This is a genomic window from Rhizobium altiplani, from assembly GCF_001542405.1.
GTDB classification, from domain to species: Bacteria; Pseudomonadota; Alphaproteobacteria; order Rhizobiales; family Rhizobiaceae; genus Rhizobium; species Rhizobium altiplani.
Genome location: NZ_LNCD01000038.1, coordinates 15309 through 35000, shown reverse-complemented (window position 1 = coordinate 35000; position 19692 = coordinate 15309). Strand labels below are relative to the sequence as shown.

17 protein-coding genes are annotated in these 19692 nt (G+C 61.3%); all 17 read left to right on the top strand.

The annotated features are described in order from the left end of the window. Positions 1-6: 6 nt before the first annotated feature. The 17 genes from AS026_RS08350 to AS026_RS08270 all read left to right on the top strand — a co-directional run bounded on the left by AS026_RS08350 (position 7) and on the right by AS026_RS08270 (position 19659). Positions 7-342, top strand: coding sequence for a hypothetical protein (locus AS026_RS08350; protein ID WP_018113492.1), 336 nt, complete (start codon positions 7-9; stop codon positions 340-342). A 138-nt stretch (positions 343-480) separates the two neighbouring features. Beyond that, positions 481-687: a hypothetical protein gene (locus AS026_RS08345; protein WP_037218028.1), complete on the top strand. Its 207-nt coding sequence runs from the start codon at positions 481-483 to the stop codon at positions 685-687. A 181-nt stretch (positions 688-868) separates the two neighbouring features. Beyond that, positions 869-1675, top strand: a complete 807-nt coding sequence (locus tag AS026_RS08340) for a pseudouridine synthase (RefSeq protein ID WP_062369356.1) — start codon at positions 869-871, stop codon at positions 1673-1675. Between the two features lie 4 nt (positions 1676-1679). Beyond that, entirely contained in the window at positions 1680-2375 is a 696-nt protein-coding gene (locus AS026_RS08335; protein ID WP_062369355.1) for a phosphoribosyltransferase, read from the top strand. Positions 2376-2473: 98 nt separating this feature from the next. After that, on the top strand, positions 2474-4225 hold the full coding sequence (locus AS026_RS08330; RefSeq protein WP_062369354.1) for an SLC13 family permease: 1752 nt from the start codon (positions 2474-2476) through the stop codon (positions 4223-4225). Positions 4226-4307: 82 nt separating this feature from the next. After that, positions 4308-5252 carry a phosphoribosylaminoimidazolesuccinocarboxamide synthase gene (locus tag AS026_RS08325; RefSeq protein ID WP_062369357.1) on the top strand — a complete coding sequence of 315 codons (945 nt, stop codon included), beginning with the start codon at positions 4308-4310 and terminating at the stop codon, positions 5250-5252. Positions 5253-5354: 102 nt separating this feature from the next. Continuing rightward, complete coding sequence (locus AS026_RS08320) at positions 5355-5957, top strand: TetR family transcriptional regulator (protein WP_025662469.1); 603 nt, start codon at positions 5355-5357, stop codon at positions 5955-5957. 137 nt (positions 5958-6094) lie between these two features. After that, a complete protein-coding gene (locus AS026_RS08315) occupies positions 6095-7315 on the top strand; it encodes an efflux RND transporter periplasmic adaptor subunit (RefSeq protein WP_062369353.1) in 1221 nt (406 codons plus the stop codon). A 44-nt stretch (positions 7316-7359) separates the two neighbouring features. Next, positions 7360-10464, top strand: a complete 3105-nt coding sequence (locus AS026_RS08310; RefSeq protein WP_018117132.1) for an efflux RND transporter permease subunit — start codon at positions 7360-7362, stop codon at positions 10462-10464. 157 nt (positions 10465-10621) lie between these two features. After that, positions 10622-12046, top strand: a complete 1425-nt coding sequence (locus AS026_RS08305) for an efflux transporter outer membrane subunit (protein WP_062369352.1) — start codon at positions 10622-10624, stop codon at positions 12044-12046. A 151-nt stretch (positions 12047-12197) separates the two neighbouring features. Next, entirely contained in the window at positions 12198-13223 is a 1026-nt protein-coding gene (locus AS026_RS08300; RefSeq protein WP_062369351.1) for a LacI family DNA-binding transcriptional regulator, read from the top strand. A gap of 19 nt (positions 13224-13242) precedes the next feature. After that, positions 13243-14265 carry an ABC transporter substrate-binding protein gene (locus AS026_RS08295; protein WP_025662465.1) on the top strand — a complete coding sequence of 341 codons (1023 nt, stop codon included), beginning with the start codon at positions 13243-13245 and terminating at the stop codon, positions 14263-14265. Positions 14266-14325: 60 nt separating this feature from the next. Further along, complete coding sequence (locus tag AS026_RS08290) at positions 14326-15153, top strand: ABC transporter permease (RefSeq protein WP_062369350.1); 828 nt, start codon at positions 14326-14328, stop codon at positions 15151-15153. Next, positions 15150-15929: an ABC transporter permease gene (locus AS026_RS08285; RefSeq protein ID WP_062369349.1), complete on the top strand. Its 780-nt coding sequence runs from the start codon at positions 15150-15152 to the stop codon at positions 15927-15929. Before AS026_RS08290 ends, AS026_RS08285 begins: the two co-directional genes overlap by 4 nt. Next, positions 15922-16947: an ABC transporter ATP-binding protein gene (locus AS026_RS08280; protein ID WP_062369348.1), complete on the top strand. Its 1026-nt coding sequence runs from the start codon at positions 15922-15924 to the stop codon at positions 16945-16947. Before AS026_RS08285 ends, AS026_RS08280 begins: the two co-directional genes overlap by 8 nt. Positions 16948-16951: 4 nt before the next feature. Continuing rightward, positions 16952-17872, top strand: a complete 921-nt coding sequence (locus tag AS026_RS08275; RefSeq protein WP_062369347.1) for a nucleoside hydrolase — start codon at positions 16952-16954, stop codon at positions 17870-17872. Further along, positions 17869-19659 carry an adenine deaminase gene (locus AS026_RS08270; protein ID WP_062369346.1) on the top strand — a complete coding sequence of 597 codons (1791 nt, stop codon included), beginning with the start codon at positions 17869-17871 and terminating at the stop codon, positions 19657-19659. The genes AS026_RS08275 and AS026_RS08270 overlap by 4 nt, the downstream gene beginning before the upstream one ends. Positions 19660-19692: the final 33 nt, after the last annotated feature.

Genomic DNA, 19692 nt, shown 5'->3' with positions numbered 1-19692 from the left:
AAAGACATGGCTGCCACTACCGATGACATCAGAGCATCCGTCAGCAAGGATATCGCCGCGCTCCAGCAAGAAGTGTCCCGCCTGCAGAAAATGATCTCGGCGCAGGGCGCAGAGGCTTACTATGAGGTGCGTGACCGGGCAGGCAAGGCTTATGAGGACGCCCTTCCCCGCGCGAAAAGCGCGGTAGCGCAGATCCGGGCAGAAGGTGTGGCTGCCGCAGGCGCCGCCCGCGAGCATCCTGCTGCGACGACGACCGCGTTGGCGCTCGCCGGTGCGATCGGCTTTCTAGCCGGCTATCTCTTGGCCGGCAGTCAAGAGCCACCACGTCATTGGTGGCGCTGATATAGTGACAGCGGAAACGCCCCGCATTCATCGCGAGCCGCAGTGATCCGAAGTTTAATGCGGCTCGTAATACTTTGGTCTTAGAAAAACCAAGTTTTGCCGTTACTAGGGCCGCTAGAATAAGAGGGAGGACTATTCGTGGAGTGCAAGGGAGCCCATTTTATAGTCGAAGTCAGCGTTGATGGCGTCAACGGCCGCAGGGCTGTCGGCATCATGAACACGCGTCAAGCTCTCGAACTGCCCGAGTTGCCTTCCCTGTCCTACACCCATCCGGACCCCGCCAAGGCAGCAGCAGGTGTCGTTATCAGCCGTCAGGAACTCGCCGGTTACATGGCCAGCCACTGAGGCTTTCTGCCCTCTCCCCAAGACGAATTGGATGGCGCGCAAAGCGCCATCTCGCTTTTTTCGCTTTCGTCACGCAGCGCTTTGAACCCCTTATTATCCCCGCGTTTTGTCGATGGCTTGCTGGCATCGTGACCCTGTTCATGTCAGAACCTGATCAACGGCAATGACGGGAAGAAACAGTGTGAGGCAGCGGCGCTCACCTCAGAAATCGCGCGAACGCGCCAGACCGAACGGGGAGACATCCGGCAAGCGGGTAACTTTGCCGCGTGCGCTCTCCAAGCTCGGGCACTGTTCGCGCACGCAGGCCGAACGGCTAATCCTGGAAGGTCGCGTGTCGGTCGATGGCCGCAAAGTCACCGATATTTCCGCATGGGTAGACCTGGCATTCGCGAAGATCCGCGTCGACGGTACCGAAGTGGTCGCCGAGGCAAAGATCTACCTGATGCTTAACAAGCCGCGCGGGCTGGTCACGACGCGCGATGATCCCGAGGGCCGGCCGACCGTCTACGACTGCCTCAAGGATTTCGAGGCTCCGCACCTCTCGCCGGTCGGCAGGTTGGACAAGGCGAGCGAAGGCTTGCTGCTTTTTACCAACGATACCGTCTTCGCGCAGGCGCTGCTCGATCCGCTCACCCATGTCACCAAGACCTACCATGTCCAGGTCAACCGGATCATGGACGTGGAGATGCTGGCCCAGATGACCTATGGGGTCCGCCATGATGGCGAAATTCTGAAGGCGACGTCGGCGACGCTGTTGAGGAGCGGCGACAGGAATGCCTGGATCGAGGTCGAACTCGATGAGGGCCGCAACCGCCAGATCCGCCGCATGCTGGAAGCCCTGGATGTCGAATGCCTCCGCCTCGTGCGCGTTGCGATCGGTGGCCTGGCGCTCGGCGAGCTGCCAAAGGGTGCTGTGCGTGCCTTGACGGATGCGGAACTAAGAGAATTGCGCCAGAGTTCCGGCGTGGAAACGGCAAGACGGAATTGAGTGCATGACGGAATTGGCGGCGCACGAGTTTTGGCAGGAGATCCACAGCCCAGGCACCTTTAGAAGCGACGGCGATGTCTCGACGTCCTATATCGCCGAACTGGATGATGGGCGGCAGCTTCGCCTGCCTGTACGCGTGTTGGCAGACGGGCAGCATGCGCTGGCCTCCCTGATCATCAATCAGGCAAGCTTCCAGGTTCTCGATGTCCTGGCTGGATCGCTTGCCGAGAAGCTGGAGCCTTTCGAGGTCGAGGTTGTTGCCGGCCTACCGACCCTTGGCCTGACGCTCGCAGCCGCCGTGGCGCAGAAGCTGGGGCATACACGATATGTGCCGCTCGGAACGTCCCGAAAGTTCTGGTACCGCGACTCCCTGTCCGTGGCGCTCTCCTCGATTACCACCCCCACCCAACAGAAACGTCTTTATATAGATCCACGCATGCTGCCACTGCTGGAGGACCGGCGTGTTGCGCTGATCGACGACGTCATTTCCAGTGGCACTTCGATCGTTTCCGGGCTGCAGCTTCTTGCCGGCTGCGGCATTGAGCCTGTTGCTATCGGTGCCGCCATGCTGCAGTCCCGCCGCTGGTGCGAAACGCTCGATGCCGTCGGACCGCAATGGCGGGAAAAAACAGTCGGCGTCTTTTCTACCCCGATGTTGGAGATGACCGAGACCGGCACCTGGCGCCGGCCCGCAGTCTGAATGCACGGTCGCGTGGAGCGCGGATTGCAATATTTCGCTCTATACAGCGCGAGCCGAACCGCTACAGTCTCGTGATGGATTGAGGTTCGGGGCAAACCATGACGTTCGAGCAAGCATCCTTGCTGATCCTCCTGCTTGCGATGCTCATCCTGTTTTCGTTGGAGCGCTTTCATATCGAAGTGGTCGCGATTGCCGGGCTGCTCGCCGGCTATGCCCTCCGCCTCTATTCCGCCGAACAGATCTTCTCCGGTTTTGCAAGCCCGGTGGTCATCACGGTCGTCGAGATCCTGCTCATCGTACAGGTCCTTGCACGGGCGCAGCTTTTTGATCAGCTCGCGGATTTTTTCGTGCGAGCCAGATTTTCGGATATCGCCGTCATCGCGACATTGTCGGGCGCGACCGGCTTCATCTCCATCTTCATGAACGACATCGGCGCCTTTTCGATCGCCTTGCCGGCGACGCTGCGCGTGAGTGCCCTGCTCTCGATACCCAAACGACAGCTGATTATGCCGATCTCCTTTGCCGCGCTCCTCGGCGGCATCGTCTCGCTGATCGGTACACCGGCGAACATGCTCGTCAGCAACGATTGGGCAAAAGCAAACGGCAACGGCTTTCGACTTTTCGACTTTGCCTATGTCGGGCTACCGGTCGCCGTTGTCGGCATCATCATAACCGCATGGCTTGCACCACGGCTATTTCCGAAAAAGGATGGAGAGGCCCTCTCCGCTGAGCCGGTTTCACCACCGCGACGCAGGATCACCGAAAGACATATCCCACCGGGCTCCTCGCTGATCGGTGCTCGGCTTTCGGACCTGCCGGATCGCTTCTCGCTGCAGCCGCATACGCTCGTGCGTGACGGCAAGTTTGTTTTCGGCACGCCCGACAAATTGGTTGTCGAGGCGGGCGACCTGCTATTGGCCGAAGCAGACGAGACGGTCTTTGATAGGCTTTACTCGTCCGGAACCCTGCTTCCGGAGCGCCACCCGAGCGCAGATTCTGCCGATCTCGATTACGTCGAGGCCGTCGTAATGCCGGAAAGCACGTTGGTCGGCTCGCGGCTACATTCTCTCGAGGTGTTCAGCAGCCGCGATGTTACGATATCGGCACTCTCCATGCGCTCGCCACGGATCGAGGGGCGCTTCGCCGATCTGCAACTGTCGATCGGCGACATTCTGGTCTTGGAGGGCGAGCAAAGGGCGATCGCCGAAGCGCTGGAGGAGTGCGAATGCCTCCCGCTGGCGTCGCAGCCGCCGTCCCGAATGTCCGCATCGTCCTGGCAGCCTTTTGCCATTTTCGCCGCAGGCGTCGCCGCGACGGCCTTCGAACTCGTGACGCCTGATATTGCTTTTGCAGGCGTCGTGCTTGTCCTAGCACTCCTAAATTACCTCAACATTCGCCAGGCGATGGCTGATCTCAACTGGCCGATCATCATCATGCTCGGCGCAATGATCCCGATCGGTTCCGCCGTCGCGACAACTGGCACCGCCCAACTCATCGCGGCGGCGCTGGGTTCCATGGTGTCGCTGGCCGAACCCGCCGTGGGGGTGGCGCTTGTTCTCTTTCTGTCGATGCTCCTGACGCCTTTTGTTAACAACGCGACTGTCGCAATCGTCATGAGCCCCATCGCCGTTGCCTTCGCAGCAGCCGGCCATCATTCTCCATCGGCCTATCTGATCGCCGTCGCCGCGGGCGCCTCGCTGGATTTTCTGACACCCTTCGGCCACCACAACAATACGCTTGCCATGGGGATCGGAAGCTACCGCTTCAGTGACTTTCTGAAGGCCGGCGCGCCTCTGACCGTGCTGAGCTATAGTCTTACCCTACTTCTTATCTATCTCTTCTGGCTTTAGGAGCCGGTTTGCTTGACATCCCCGGCAATGGAACTAGAGCAGGGGAAAAGTTCCCGATCAACGCAGAAGGATGGTCGAGCCCGTGCGAATCCTCTCCGAAGCCCATTTCCCAGAGCTCCCCAATTACTACCGTGGCAAGGTTCGCGAGAACTATGACCTGCCGGATGGGCGCCGCATCATCATCAGCACAGACCGATTGAGTGCGTTCGATCGCATCCTCACCTGCATCCCTTACAAGGGCCAGGTCCTCACGCAGACGGCCCGCTACTGGTTCGAGGCGACGAAGGACATCTGCCCCAACCACGTTCTCGACTATCCCGATCCGAACGTTGTCATCGGCAAGCGTCTCGATATCCTGCCGGTGGAAATCGTCGTTCGCGGTTATCTCGCCGGCACCACGGGGACCTCGATCCTCACTCTTTACAAGAAGGGCGAGCGCGAGATGTACGGCATGCGACTGCCGGACGGCATGCGCGACAACCAGAAACTCCCGACCCCAGTCATCACGCCGACCAGCAAGGAATTCGATGGCGGCCACGACGAACCGTTGACGCCTGCCGAGATCGTCGAGCGCGGGCTCTTGACCAAGGAACAATGGGAAACGCTCTCGCGTTACGCGCTGGCTCTCTTTGCCCGCGGCCAGGAACTTGCGGCCAAGCGCGGGCTCATCCTTGTCGACACCAAATATGAGTTCGGCACGGACGAGAACGGCAACATCATTCTCGCGGACGAAATCCACACACCCGACAGCAGCCGCTACTGGCTTGCCGACAGCTACCAGTCAAGTTTCGAGGCAGGCGCGCGCCCGACAAGCTTCGACAAGGACTTCGTTCGCGCCTGGGTCGCCGAGCGTTGTGATCCTTACAAGGACGAAATACCGGAGATTCCCGTCGAACTGATCCAGCAGACCTCCAAGGTCTACATCAAGGCCTACGAGAGCATCACGGCGCAACGCTTCGTTCCCGACGACAGCTGCGCGACGCCGGTCGAGCGCGTCCGCAAGAATCTGTCCGTCTACTTCTCTTAAAGTCGCGCGATAGAAAGCCTGCAACATTAGCTTGCAGGCTTTCCGTCCTTAGCGCTAGCATCTGGAAAACTGGGGGCCGGCCTCGTGCCGGCAGGGGAATGGATGGCACGCAGGCCAAGACGTAAGGCCGAAGAGACTCGTGAAGACATTCTGTCCATGGCGGAATTGTTGTTCCGCCAACGCGGTTTCGTCGCCGTTTCGATCGCCGACATTGCTGCCGCGCTTGGAATGTCGCCTGCCAACGTCTTCAAGCACTTCCGCTCGAAAGCCGCCCTCGTCGATGCGATCGCTGAACGCCATCTGGGCGATGTAGCTGACCGCTTCGCGACCTTTGACGATGCGCTACCGCCAAATGAGCAGTTGCTGCGCTTTGTCTTGCGCCTGCTGGACAGTCACCTACAGGATATCCAGCAGAACCCCTACATCTTTGAAATGGTCCTGATGACGGTGCAGGCCAAGCTCGAGGCCGGCAATCGATATAGGGAGCGCATCGTCCGGAAACTGGATGAAATCATACGAGCAGGTGTCGCCGAAGGTCGCTATCACTGCAGTAGCGCCGCAGATGCCGCCAACACCGTTGCCGATGTCCTGGCGAGTGTCCTGCATCCCGTTCTGATCGCCCGTGATGATAAGGATACACTTGTCCAGCGCGCAAAGCAGATCGTCATTTTCGTGGATGCCGCACTGCAAAATAGCGCTTGCTAAGTGACGATTCATAACTTACGTCACTTCGTAAAGTCTTTCTTAAATTCGGATCAGTGGCATTTGATTCTGGATCGACGGTCGGCCTTGCTTGTTGAAGAAGGTCACTGGTTCGGACGCCACCGCACAAGGAATTCATTATGATACAGCGCATTTTCCTCGTTTCCTCCGCCCTCGCGATCGGCGGCGTCCTCGCCGCATGCAGCGACAGCGGCAACAAGCAGGGCGCGGCCGGGGCCGCGGGTGCAGCCGCCGCCCAGCAAGCCGCGCCGGTTGGCGTGATATCCCTGACGAAGGCCACCTTCCCCGTCACCACGATCCTGCCTGGCCGGGCCGAGGCTTCGCAGATCGCCGACATTCGCCCGCAGGTGAGCGGCATCATCCGCGAGATCCCCTTCAAGGAAGGTGGCGAAGTCAAGAAGGGCGACGTCCTCTATCAGATCGAAGACGCACCTTACCTGGCAACCGCTGCACAAGCGCGCGCCGCCATTGCCAAGGCCGAAGCCAGCGTTCCCAGCGCGCAAAGTAATTTCGATCGTTACCAGCGCCTAGTCGGCTCGGGCGCGACGCAGATCGAGCTTGAGACCGCACGCACCAACCTTCTGCAGGCGCAGGCCGAGGTCGAATCCGCGAAGGCAGCGCTGACTGCCGCCGAAATCGATGTCGACCACACGAAGATCACTGCGCCGTTTGACGGCGTTATCGACCAGACGGCATACAACGTCGGCAACGTCGTCGCGGCCAACCAGACGGCGGCGCTCACCACCGTGCGCCAGTTGGACCCGGTCTACATTCTATTGACGGAGTCGAGCACCAACCTGCTGCGGCTTCGCGACGCGATCCGCAGCGGCGAGGTCAAGGGCAACGCCGGCAATGCCGCCTTCCGCCTCATCCTCGAAAACGGCAAGGAATATGACCAGAAGGGCACGCTCGACATGTCGAAGTCCGTGGTCAGCGAGACGACCGGGACGTTTATCATCCGCGTGCGCTTCCCGAATCCAGATCACATCATCTTGCCCGGCATGTATGTCCGCGCGACGCTGGAACTCGGCGCGGAGCAAGGCTATGCGCTGCCGCAGCTTGCCACCAGCCGAAATGCAAATGGTGAGCTGACCGCGCAGTTCGTCTCAGCCGACGGCAAGGTCGAAACCCGCATCTTCGAAAACGCATCTCCTTCGAACAACGCCTGGCTTGTGACCGAGGGTATCAAGGACGGCGACCAGCTGATCGTCAGTGGCCTGCAGTCGATTACGGCAGGCATGCCCGTCAAGCCAATGCCGATGAAAATCAATGACAAGGGCATCGTCGTGCCCGCTGATCAGGCCGCATCCGGTGAAGCGCAGAAGCCCGCCGCGAAGTAATTCGCGACGAACCGTGATCAGAGCCGCACAGGAACAGTAAGCCAATGGCCAAGTTTTTCATCCGACGCCCGATCTTTGCTTGGGTCATCGCGATTACGATCATGCTCGCGGGCCTGCTCGCGATCTTTACGCTCTCGATTTCGCAATACCCCGATATCGCGCCGACGACGGTGCGGATCAACGCGACCTATCGCGGAGCGAGTGCCGAAACGGTCGAGAAATCGGTGACGACCATCATCGAAGACGGCATGACCGGCCTCGACGACCTGACTTACATGACCTCGACCTCGTCGACCGGCTCTGCCAGCATCTCGCTGACGTTCGGCACCAGTGCCGACCCCGACATCGCGCAGGTTCAGGTCCAGAACAAGCTCCAGCTCGTGCAGTCCAAGCTGCCGGGCGATGTCATTGACGCCGGCATCAGCGTCACCCGCTCGACGTCGAGCATCCTGCTCGTCGGCTCGCTCGTTTCGACCGACGGCAAGCGCAGTTCCGTCGACCTCGGCAACATCATGTCGACGTCCATCGAAGATCAGATCCAGCGGTTGGAAGGCGTCGGCAGCATCAATATCTTCGGCTCCGGCTACGCCATGCGCGTCTGGCTCGATCCGTACAAGCTGCTGAAGTACCAATTGACGACAGGCGACGTGACCTCCGCAATCGAAGCACAGAACACCCAGGTTTCCGTTGGATCGCTTGGCGCCCAGCCATCAGTTGAAGGCCAGCAGCTCAACGTGACCATTACGGCGCAGAGCCAGCTCACTACCGTTTCCGACTTCGAGCACATCATTCTGAAGGTCGAAAAGGACGGTTCCACCGTGCGCCTCAGCGACGTGGCACGCATCGAGATCGGCCAGGAGAGCTATGGCGGCTCCTCCCGCTACAACGGTCAGCCATCGAGCGGTTTTGCCGTCAACCTCGCCATCGGCGCCAACGCCATCGATACTGCCGCCCGCGTACGCTCTGCCCTCGACACCATCAGCCGCGGCCTGCCGGAAGGCGTGGAAATCACCTATCCGTACGACACAACACCGTTCGTCGAGCTGTCGATCGAGAAGGTCGTGCACACGCTGATTGAAGCCATCGTTCTCGTGTTCATCGTGCTGCTGATCTTCCTGCAGAATCTTCGGGCAACGCTTATTCCGACGATCGCCGTGCCGGTGGTTCTGCTCGGGACCTTTGGCATTCTCGCCATGGCGGGATATTCGATCAACACGCTGACAATGTTTGCCATGGTGCTGGCGATCGGCCTCCTCGTCGACGACGCGATCGTCGTCGTCGAGAACGTCGAACGCATCATGACGGAAGAGAAGCTGTCGCCGCTCGAAGCGACCGAGAAGTCGATGGGCGAAATCACCGGCGCGATCGTTGGTATCGCGCTCGTCCTCACCGCCGTCTTTATTCCAATGGCCTTCTTCGGCGGTTCGACCGGCATCATCTATCGTCAGTTCTCCGTGACGATCGTCTCGGCGATGCTGCTTTCTGCACTCGTCGCGATCGTGCTGACGCCAGCGCTTTGCGCGACGATGCTGAAGCCTGTGAGCGAGCACAAAAAGCACCGCATCGGTGACTGGTTCAACCGCAACTTCACGCGTTCGACCAATGGATATGTGAGAACCATCGGGTACCTGCTGAAGCGGCCAATCCGCGTCATGCTCGTCTTCCTTCTTATCGGCGTCGGTTGCGCCTATCTCTTCAATCGCCTGCCAAGCTCGTTCCTTCCTCAGGAAGACCAGGGCGTTCTGCTGACAATCGTCACCACCCCTCCGGGTTCGACGACGCAGCAGACGCAAGCTGTCGTCGAGAAAGTCGAGAAATACTACCGCGAGAACGAGAAGGAAGCCGTCCAGTCCGTCTTCGGCGCGCTTGGTTTCGGCTTCAATGGCTCTGGCCAGAACAGCGCCATCGTTTTCACCAAGCTCAAGGATTTCTCGGAACGCACGGATCCGAACCTGCATGCCCAGGCTGTCGTGACGCGGGCGCTCAAGACCTTCTTCACCTTCCGCGAGGCGCAGGTCTTCGCGCTGCTGCCGCCGGCGATCCAGGGTCTCGGTGTCTCGAGCGGCTTCTCGATGTATCTCGTCGATACCGGCGGCCATGGCACCGATGCGCTGGATGCTGCCTCGAAGCGGCTGATCCAGATGGCCAACACCAGCGGCAAGGTCGTTGCCCTCCGCAGCAACAACAAGGAAGTCGAGCCGCAGATGAAGATCATCATTGACCAGGAGAAGATCGGCGCGATGGGCGTCGATATTTCCGCGGTCAATTCGATGCTCTCGGTGATTTTTACCGGCCGCGACGTGAACGACTTCACGCTGAACGGCGAGATCAAGCCCGTCTACGTGCAGGGTGATGCGCCATTCCGCATGCAGCCTGACGATCTCGATCATTGGTATGCCCGCAACTCGAGCGGGGAGATGGTGCCCTTCTCCGCCTTCACCCGCACAGAATGGGTCAAGGGCGCCCCGACGCTCGCCCGCTTCAACGCAGTAAGCGCCATCCCGCTCGACGGCGCGTCCCCACCGGGCGTAAGCTCGGGTGACGCGATGAACGAAATGGAAGCTTTGACCGCGCAGCTGGGCGGCGGTTACACCGTCGCCTGGCAAGGTATCTCCTACCAGGAACGTTTGTCGGGTTCGCAAGCACCGATGCTCTACGCGATCTCCGTCCTCGTCGTCTTCCTCTGCCTGGCAGCGCTTTACGAAAGCTGGTCGATCCCGTTCTCCGTCATCATGGCCGTACCGGTCGGCGTCCTCGGGGCCCTCACTGCCGCAACGTTCTTCGGCCAGGCGAACGACGTCTACTTCAAAGTCGGCCTGCTTACGACCATAGGTCTTGCCGCGAAAAACGCGATCCTGATCGTGGAGTTTGCGAAGGACAGAATGGAAACGGGAATGGGACTGCTAGAGGCGACACTCGAGGCAGCGCGCCTGCGCCTACGCCCCATCATCATGACATCGCTTGCCTTCATTCTAGGCGTCGTACCGCTTGCAATCGCAACCGGCGCCGGTTCTGCAGCGCAAAACGCGATCGGCATCGGAGTGCTCGGCGGCATGCTCGCAGCAACGGCTCTCGGCATCTTCTTTGTCCCCTCATTCTTCGTTGTCATCCGCCGGATCTTCTCGCGGACGCAAAAAAATGAAGCGTGAGTGTGATATAAATGCACTGTGAGAAGAGGAGACTCGTTGATACATTGCCGCCGACTGCTTCGGGATGGTGTTTCTCGTTTGAGCGAAGCGCGGCCGATAGCGAAGCATGAAGGCTTCTGACAAGAATAGATTTGGTCGAGTTACAGGAAGATTTTTAATGGCATCTTTTCGCTTTGCCTCTCCGGCGCTTCTGCTTTTGCTCGCGGGCTGTGTCAGCGGCCCGGACCATGTTCCTCCGGAGATGCCGCTTCCGGCGAAGTTCAGCGAGGGCGGCGCCAAGAACATAGGCGACGTCTCGACGGCAGCGTGGTGGACGGCTTATCGTGACACCAGGCTGAACGGTCTGGTCGGCGAGGGACTAAACCAGAACCTCTCGGTACAGCAGGCCCTAGAACGCATCAACGCCGCAGCTGGCGGCGTCACCGTGGCCGGCGCCGGTTCGTTGCCGAGCCTGCTGGTCGGTGCCAGCCACACCACGAGCGGCACGATGGGTGAGCGGAGCGTCTCAGGCGGCGCCACCAACATCAGCGCCGGCGAAGCCAACGTCTCCTGGCTACTCGATCTCTTCGGCCAGTATCGCCGCTCCAAGGAAAGCGCACAGGCAAGCCTTGATGCCGCCTATTCCAGCGCCGACGTCGCCAAGCTCACCCTCCTGCAGGATCTGGTGAACTCCTACATCGACCTGCGCTTCTTCCAGGAGCGCCTGGCACTGTCGCGCGCCAACCTGAAGTCGCGCCAGGAAACCTACGAGCTGACCAAGTTCCAGCTCGAAGCCGGCGCCGCCTCACGCCTCGACGTCGTCCAGGCCGAAGGACTGGTGCAGTCGACGCAGGCCGAAATCCCCGGTCTGGAAACCAACATCCGCGTCGCCGCCCACCACATCGCCACGCTGCTCGGCCAGCCGGCCGGCTCACTGCTCGGTGAGCTCCTGAAGGGCGCACCACAGCCGATCTTCCGCGGCGGCATTGCCTCCGGCGTCCCGGCCGACCTGATCCGCAACCGGCCCGACATTCGCGTCGCCGAGCGGAATCTCGCCGCCGCTACCGCCAATATCGGCGTTGCCATCTCGCAGCTCTACCCGACGATCACCCTGTCGGGTTCGATCTCGCCGAGCTATGTCAAGGTGGCCGGCGTCTCGGGCGGCAGCCTGACCAGCTGGTCCTTCGGCCCGACCCTGACGCTGCCGATCTTCGACGGCGGCCGCCTGCGCGCCAATGTCGACATCGCCAAGTCCGATGCCAAGACGCAGTATCTCGCCTGGAAATCGACGGTGCTGAGCGCGGTCGAAGAGGTCGAGAACGCGCTCTCGGCGGTGCGCCGCGACGCCCAGACGGTGGAAGCGCTGCGCGCCCAGGTGAAGACGACGCAGGAAACCCTGGAACTGTCGACCGCCAGCTATAAGGACGGTGCATCTTCGCTGCTCGATGTGCTCGATGCGCAGCGCCAGGTGTCGCTGGCCCAGGCAAGTCTTGCTGCAGCCATCCAGCAGATGGCCAAGGACTATGTCTCCCTCAACGTCGCCATCGGCGGCGGCTACAATCCGGGCGCACCGCGGACCACCGCGCCACCAAAGGCAAGCTGAGCCACATGAGACATCAAGCCCCGCCAACAGCGGGGCTTTTTTATTACTGTCACCGCATCAATACTGACCGCGGCGGCAATTTTGGAATCGACAAGGCCAATGGCGTGATGTACGAAATGATTAAACGATTAATCTACACACGTCGGAAAGCATGCCTCCCACGCGACCTGGACCGAATCTGAGCAGGATTGCAACGTCGCTTGGCGTCTCCGTCGCGACAGTCTCCAATGCGCTCTCGGGCAAGGGACGTGTTTCCGAACATCTGGCTGAGAAAATCAAGGAACATGCGGCCGAACTCGGCTATGTCCCTAGCCAGGCAGGGCGTGCATTGCGTACCGGCCGCAGCGGCGTCCTTGGCCTAGTTCTACCTGATATCGCCAACCCGCTTTTCCCCAAGCTTGCGCAGGCCATCGAATTCGCGGCCAGCGCGGCGGGCTACGGCGTGCTGATCGCCGACTCCCGAGGCGACGTTGCAACGCAGACCGAGGCAATCAACCGACTGATCGAGCGTGGCGTCGAGGGCATGGTGATCATACCGCGCCGGGCCACTCGAATTTCCCGCGCGGCCTGTCCCGTCGCGGTCATTGATACAGCGTCCACGCCGGGCAACACCGTTGCCGCCGATCACATGCAAGGCGGCTGGGCGATCGCCAATCATCTAGCCGAGCTTGGGCACCGGCGTGTCCTTATCATCGGCAACAATCCCGGCTCAAACGTCCAGAACGATCGCGTGGGAGGAATCCGTTCAGGTCTCCGTCCCGGGATGAGTTCGGCAACCCTCTGGATCGAGACGCTGGAACGGCAAAACGGCAGCGGATGCAGCCTCGGCCTCGCTGAGAAAGTGCGTGAGGGCTACACGGCGTTCGCCGCACTGTCAGACCTGCAGGCGCTGCGAGCCCTCACAGAGTTGCAGCGTGACGGCATCGATGTGCCCAGCATGGCGAGCGTTACCGGTTTCGACGATCTCATCTGGTCGCCGGTCATCACGCCATCCCTGACGACGGTGGCGATGGACATGCACACGATCGCGGAGATCGCGATTTCATCGCTACTGCAGACCATCCAGACGCGAGGCAGCCGCGAGGGCGTACTTGTCACGTCCGAGGCCGACCGAGTTCCAATGCAACTGATCGTTCGCCAGTCCTCCGGGCCGGCGGAACCAACACGAATATCCTGACAGGCGGAGAACAGCTGACATGAAGAATGCCCTCATCGCTTCGGCCGCGCTATTGGCGCTGTCGCCACTCGCCGCAAAGGCAGAGGAGAAGACGCTGACGATTTCCGTCTATGCCTTCGCTCAGGATGACTTCAAGACCATCGTCTACGACCCCTTCGAGGCGAAGTGCGGCTGCAAGCTCGTGGTCGAGACCGGCAACAGCGTCGAGCGACTTGCCAAGATGGAGGCCAACAAGGCGAGCCCCGTCATCGACATGGCTGTCGTCTCCATGGCCGATGCCCTTTCAGCCTCGCGCAAGCACCTGATCGACAAGATTGATACTTCGAAGCTCTCCAATTTCGGGAAGCTCTACGACCTCGCCAAGGATCCGAATGGCGACGGCATGAGCGTCGGCTATACCTTCTACGCCACGTCGATCGCCTACCGCTCGGACAAGATGAAGATCGAGTCCTGGGCAGACTTGCTGAAGCCTGAATATGTTGGCCATGTCGCCTTCCCGAACGTCACCACCAACCAGGGCCCTCCGGCGCTCTTCATGCTCGGCCAGGCGCTCGGCAGCGACCACCCGGACCTGAAGGCGCCGATCGAGGCGCTCGGCGAGAAGAAGGACGAGATCGTCACTTTCTATGAGAAGTCCTCGCAGCTCGTGCAGCTGATGCAGCAGGAGGAAATCTGGGCCGCCCCGATCGGCCGTTTTTCCTGGGCAGGCTTCACCAAGCTCGACGTTCCCGTCGCATGGGCAACGCCCAAGGAAGGCCAGACTGGCGGCATGAACGTGATGGTCGTCACCAAGGGCTCGAAGAACCGTGATCTCGCCCTGCAGTTCATGGACTTCTGGCTCTCCACCGAAATCCAGACGAAGCTTGCTGAAAAGCTCGTCGACAGCCCGGCGAACAAGGAGGTCAAGCTCTCCGAAGAAGCCGCCAACAACCTGACCTACGGCGAAGAAACCGCCAAGAGCCTGAAGCTCATCCCGTCAGCAGCCGCGCTCGACAACCGCGCCGCCTGGCTGAAGGAATGGAACGAGAAGGTCGGTCAGTAATTTCCAAGCTGGCTCCCAGGCTTGCGGGAGCCAGCCCTTCCATCCGTCGAAAGTCGCTTCATGTTTCAAAACCGCGCAGAAGCCCTGGCGCTTGCCCTGCCCGCAGCAGTCTTTGCCGCGCTGGTCTTCCTGCTGCCCGTTGTCGTCCTCCTCTCCGAAGGCTTCCGCATCGACGGCAGCTGGACTCTCAGCGCCTATACCGGCTTCTTTTCCGAGTCGCTGAACCGTACTGTCTTTTTGCGGACCTTCCGCTTAGGGCTTGAGGTGACAGCGGTTTCGGCTGTCACCGGCTATGCCGCCGCCTTCGCAATCGTCAACCTGCCGCCGAAGGGCAAGGGCCGGGTGATCGGCCTCGTCACCTTGCCGCTGATGATCTCGCCGGTTGCCCGCACCTATGCCTGGATCGTCATCCTCGGCCGCACCGGCATCGTCAACCAGGCCATCCAGGGCCTCGGCCTCAGCGACGGCCCGCTGCGCCTGCTTTTCACCGAAACCGCGGTCTTCATCGGTCTTCTGCAGCTCTTCCTGCCGCTGATGATCCTGTCGCTGATCAGCGCCCTCGAGAACATGCCGACGGACGCCATTTCCGCCGCCCGCGTGCTCGGTGCCAACTGGTTCCAGGTGTTCTGGAAGGTGATCCTGCCGCTCACCCGCGAAGGCCTCGTCGTCGGCGGCACGCTCGTCTTCACCGGATCGCTTACCGCCTACATTACGCCTGCCGTGCTTGGCGGCTCGAAGGTGCTGATGCTGGAAACGCTGCTCTATCAGCAGGTGTCGGTGGCCAACAACTTCGTCTCGGCAAGCGTCATCGCCTTCATGCTGATCGTCATGAGCTTTGCCGCCAACATCCTGCTCAAGCGCCTTGCCACGGCGAGGAACAAGCGATGACCGCCCGTATTCTCTCTCCGCTGGTTCTCGGCCTTTTGCTGATCTTCCTGATCGGCCCGTTCCTGATCATCATCGCCGCATCGCTCTCGGCTGGCGACACACTCGCCTTCCCGCCGCAGGGACTTTCCCTGAAATGGGTCGCCAAGGTCTTCACCATCGACAGCTTCCGCGAGAGCTTCGCCATGTCGATGTTCCTTGCCGTCTTCGGCACGATGACAGCGCTCGTGCTCGGCATTCCCGCCGCCTACGCGCTGTCGCGCTACAAGTTGCCCTTCGGCGAAACGGTGCGCACCATCGTCTCGCTGCCAATCATCGTACCCGGCATCATCGTCGGTCTGGCCCTGCTGCGCTATCTCGTGGTGCCCTTCGGCTTCAACATCACGCTGGCCCTGTTCATGGCGCACACGGCGCTCGTGCTGCCCTACGCCGTGCGCGTCGTGTCAGCCAGCCTCAACAACCTGCGCTCGGATATGGAAGAAGCTGCCGTCCTGCTCGGTTCCTCACGCGTTGGCGCCTTCTTCCGCGTCGTCATGCCAAATATCCGCGGCGGCATCCTGGCGGCCTTCGTCCTTGGCTTCGTGACGAGCTTCAATCAGGTTCCGGTCTCGCTCTTCCTCTCCGGTCCGGGCGTCCGCACCCTGCCGATCGACATGCTGGGCTACATGGAGACCACGTACGATCCGTCGATCGCGGCTCTCTCCTCGCTGCTTGCCTTCCTTTCCATCGGCATCGTCTTCCTTGCCGAACGCTTCCTGGGATTCTCTCGTTATGTCTGACGCCTATCTCAAACTCGACAAGCTGACGCTTGCCTACGGCGATACGGTCGCGGTAAAGGATCTGGATCTTACGATCAGGAAAGGTGAACTCGTCGCCCTCCTCGGCCCCTCCGGCTGCGGCAAGACCACGACGATGCGCTCCATCGCCGGCCTGCTGAACCCGAGTTCCGGCCGCATCACCCTCGACGGGTCGGACATCACCCGCGTTTCCGCCAACAAGCGCAATGTCGGGCTCGTCTTCCAGTCCTACGCCCTCTTCCCGCATCTGACGGTCTACGAGAACGTCGCCTTCGGCTTGCGCCTGAAGGGCATCGGCGGCAAGGATCTCGATGGCAAGGTCAGCGCCGGCATCAAATCAGTCGGCCTTGCCAAGTTTGCAGATCGCAAACCCGCCGAACTCTCCGGCGGCCAGCAGCAGCGTGTGGCCCTTGCCCGTTCCATGGTCATGGAGCCGAAAGTTCTCTTGCTCGATGAGCCCCTTTCCAATCTCGACGCCCGCCTGCGCCTCGAAATGCGCGCCGAGCTGCAGCGCGTCCAGAAGGAAACCGGCGTCACGATGATCTTCGTCACCCACGATCAGATCGAGGCGCTCGCTCTCGCCGACCGGATCGTGGTGATGCTGAACGGCGGCATCGAGCAGGTCGGTACACCGGAGGAAATCTACAATAAGCCCGTCTCGGCCTTCGTCGCCGATTTCGTCGGCTTCGAAAACGTCTTTGCGCTGGAAAACGGCAAGCTCGCGACATCCACCACATCGGTCGAGCCTTCCGGTCCAGCGCCGCAGGCCGCAAAGGGCCTGGCCTGGCGTCCGCGCATGGTGAACCTTGGTTCAGGTCCTTACCAGGGCACCGTGCGCGGCACCTCGTTTGCCGGCAACACCCGCGAATATCTGCTCGACACGCCGCTTGGCCCCATCAAGGCCGAGGTCGATGCCGAACTGCCGACGCATGCGATCGGCTCGACACTTCCATTCGACCTGCCGCTTGCCGCAGCAGCGCCGCTCTCACGCTACAGGTAACATCATGGGCGTCTGGATCGACACCGACATGGGCTTTGACGATATCGCCGCGATCCTCGTGGTGACACACGCGAAGCTCGACATCGCAGGCGTCTCGCTTGTCTTCGGCAACACGCCGCTGCCGCAGGTGCGCGTCAACGCATCAGGTGCTGCCAAGGCCTTCGGCTGGACTTTCCCGATCCACACCGGCCGTGCCATGCCAGTTCTCGGCTCGCTCGAAACCGCCCAGGCGATCCTCGGCGAAACAGGTATTCCGACATCGGGCCAAGGTCTGCCCGCCGCGCCGGCCTTGCCGGACGGCGATGCATTCGCTGCGCTCTGCCGTTGGCTAGAGACCAATGGCCCGCACCGGATCCTGGCTCTCGGCCCGTTGACCAATCTCGCCGCCCTCGCACTGTCACGCCCGGACCTCGCAGCCCTTATCACCGAACTCACCTGGATGGGAGGCGGCGTCACTGCAGGAAATCACACGGCATCGGCCGAGTTCAACGCGCTGGCCGACCCGGAAGCCCTCGCCATCGTTCTCGCCCATAATCTGCCGCTGCGCATGGTCGATCTCGATCTTTGCCGCAAGGTTATCGCGACTCCTGACGACGTCGGCCCGGTGCGAGACGCCGGTGGCGCCAACGCGCCCCTTATCGCCGATATGCTCGACGGCTACATCGGCATCGGAACCAGCCGCGGCAGACCGGGAATGGCGATCTACGACCCATCAGCCGCAGTCGCCTTCGTCGCACCCGACATCGTTACATTCCGACCGGCGCGCATCGACGCCGAATTGCAGGGTCAACATACGCGTGGCCGCACCGTGGTGGAGACCCGGGCAACGCATGCAACCTTCAACGCCGAATACGCCGTCGATATCGACACTGAAAAGGCCCGCGCCCTGATCCTCGGCGCACTGATCGATGAGGCCGGCCGATGAGCGCCACCGAACGGAAGGATCTCAACGATCCCGCACTTCGCGCCCGTGCCGTCGCCGCCGCGCGCGGTGATGCGCCTTTCGACCTGCTGATCTCGGGCGGACGCCTGCTCGATGTCGTCACCGGCCTGACCCGCGACGCCGACATCGGCGTCGTTGGACCGCTCATCGCAAGCGTCCACGCACCGGGCAGCCGCACCGACGCTGCCAAGACCGTCGACGCAACAGGCAGCATCGTTTCGCCAGGCCTCATCGATACGCACATGCATATCGAAAGCTCGATGGTGACGCCCGCTGCCTATGCGGCAGCCGTCGTTCCGCGCGGCGTGACGACTGTCATCTGGGATCCGCACGAATTTGGCAACGTGCATGGCCTGGACGGCGTGCGCTGGGCAATCGAAGCGTCCCGGTGCCTGCCGCTCCGTACCATTGTTCTCGCGCCTTCCTGCGTTCCTTCCGCTCCGGGGCTTGAAGTCGCCGGCGCCGATTTCGACGCATCGGTCATCGCCGAAATGCTGCGGTGGCCTGGCATCGGCGGTGTAGCCGAGGTCATGAATATGCGCGGCGTGATCGACGGCGATCCCCGCATGACTGATATTGTGAATGCCGGCCTCGCTTCGGAAAAACTCATTTGCGGCCATGCGCGCGGACTTGAATCCGCTGACCTGAACGCCTTCATGGCTGCCGGTGTCAGCTCCGATCACGAATTGACCTCGAGCGCGGACCTGCTGCAAAAGCTGGCCGCCGGGCTGACCATCGAGCTTCGCGGCTCGCATGACCATCTGCTGCAGGAGTTCGTAACCGCGCTCAACGGAATCGGCCATCTGCCATCGACGGTCACGCTCTGCACGGACGACGTCTTCCCCGACGAACTGAAGGACGGCGGAGGCCTTGACGATGTCATCCGACGGCTCGTCCGCTATGGCATGAAACCGGAATGGGCGCTGCGGGCCGCCACCTTCAATGCAGCGCAGCGATTGAATCGTTCGGATCTTGGCTTGATTGCCGCCGGCCGACGCGCCGATATCGTGCTCTTCGAAGACCTCGTTGGTTTCGCCACGAAAGCCGTCATCGCCAATGGCGCAATCGTCTCGACATCGGGCGAAATGAACGCCCAGTTGCGCTCGTTCGATACCGTCGCGCTACAAAATTCGATCAAGCTGACCGCCCTGGAGGAAGATGACTTCAGGGTTCCCGCCACCGGCAAGCGCGTTCGTGTCGCCACGATTGACCGCCCCCGTTTCACGCAATGGGGCGAGGCGGAAACCGGCGTCGACGGCGGCTTCATCGTGCCGCCGGTCGGGAGCACTATGATCGCGGTCGCGCATCGGCACGGCAAGGTCGACGGTCGGCCGCGCGTCGGCTTCCTGACAGGTTGGGGAGAATGGCGCGGAGCCTTCTGCACGACGGTGTCCCACGACAGCCACAACCTCACGGTCTTCGGAGGCAATGCACGCGACATGGCGGTTGCCGCCAACGCGGTGATATCAGCGGGCGGCGGCATGGCTGTCGCCAGAGATGGCCAGATTGAAGCGCTTCTACCCTTGCCGGTGTCCGGCCTGGTCACCGACGCGCCATTGGAAGAAACGGCCGCGTCCTTCCGGGCGATCCGAAAGGCGATTGAAAAGATCGTCGACTGGAAGCCGCCCTATCTCGTCTTCAAGGCCTGCTTCGGCGCAACGCTTGCCTGCAACGTCGGCCCGCATCAGACCGATCGGGGGATCGCCGACGTCCTGACAGGCCAAGTGCTCGAAAGCCCAGTGATCGAGACCCTCGAGCACGAGGAGTAGCAGCAGCTGGGCTTGTGCCCCAGCTGCGGTCGG

Coding starts and splice junctions, on each gene's coding strand:
- AS026_RS08290 (WP_062369350.1), top strand. CDS start 14,326: ATGTTTCAAAACCGCGCAGAAGCCCTGGCGCTTGCCCTGCCCGCAGCA.
- AS026_RS08350 (WP_018113492.1), top strand. CDS start 7: ATGGCTGCCACTACCGATGACATCAGAGCATCCGTCAGCAAGGATATC.
- AS026_RS08300 (WP_062369351.1), top strand. CDS start 12,198: ATGCCTCCCACGCGACCTGGACCGAATCTGAGCAGGATTGCAACGTCG.
- AS026_RS08335 (WP_062369355.1), top strand. CDS start 1,680: ATGACGGAATTGGCGGCGCACGAGTTTTGGCAGGAGATCCACAGCCCA.
- AS026_RS08330 (WP_062369354.1), top strand. CDS start 2,474: ATGACGTTCGAGCAAGCATCCTTGCTGATCCTCCTGCTTGCGATGCTC.
- AS026_RS08270 (WP_062369346.1), top strand. CDS start 17,869: ATGAGCGCCACCGAACGGAAGGATCTCAACGATCCCGCACTTCGCGCC.
- AS026_RS08285 (WP_062369349.1), top strand. CDS start 15,150: ATGACCGCCCGTATTCTCTCTCCGCTGGTTCTCGGCCTTTTGCTGATC.
- AS026_RS08280 (WP_062369348.1), top strand. CDS start 15,922: ATGTCTGACGCCTATCTCAAACTCGACAAGCTGACGCTTGCCTACGGC.
- AS026_RS08275 (WP_062369347.1), top strand. CDS start 16,952: ATGGGCGTCTGGATCGACACCGACATGGGCTTTGACGATATCGCCGCG.
- AS026_RS08315 (WP_062369353.1), top strand. CDS start 6,095: ATGATACAGCGCATTTTCCTCGTTTCCTCCGCCCTCGCGATCGGCGGC.
- AS026_RS08320 (WP_025662469.1), top strand. CDS start 5,355: ATGGCACGCAGGCCAAGACGTAAGGCCGAAGAGACTCGTGAAGACATT.
- AS026_RS08295 (WP_025662465.1), top strand. CDS start 13,243: ATGAAGAATGCCCTCATCGCTTCGGCCGCGCTATTGGCGCTGTCGCCA.
- AS026_RS08310 (WP_018117132.1), top strand. CDS start 7,360: ATGGCCAAGTTTTTCATCCGACGCCCGATCTTTGCTTGGGTCATCGCG.
- AS026_RS08305 (WP_062369352.1), top strand. CDS start 10,622: ATGGCATCTTTTCGCTTTGCCTCTCCGGCGCTTCTGCTTTTGCTCGCG.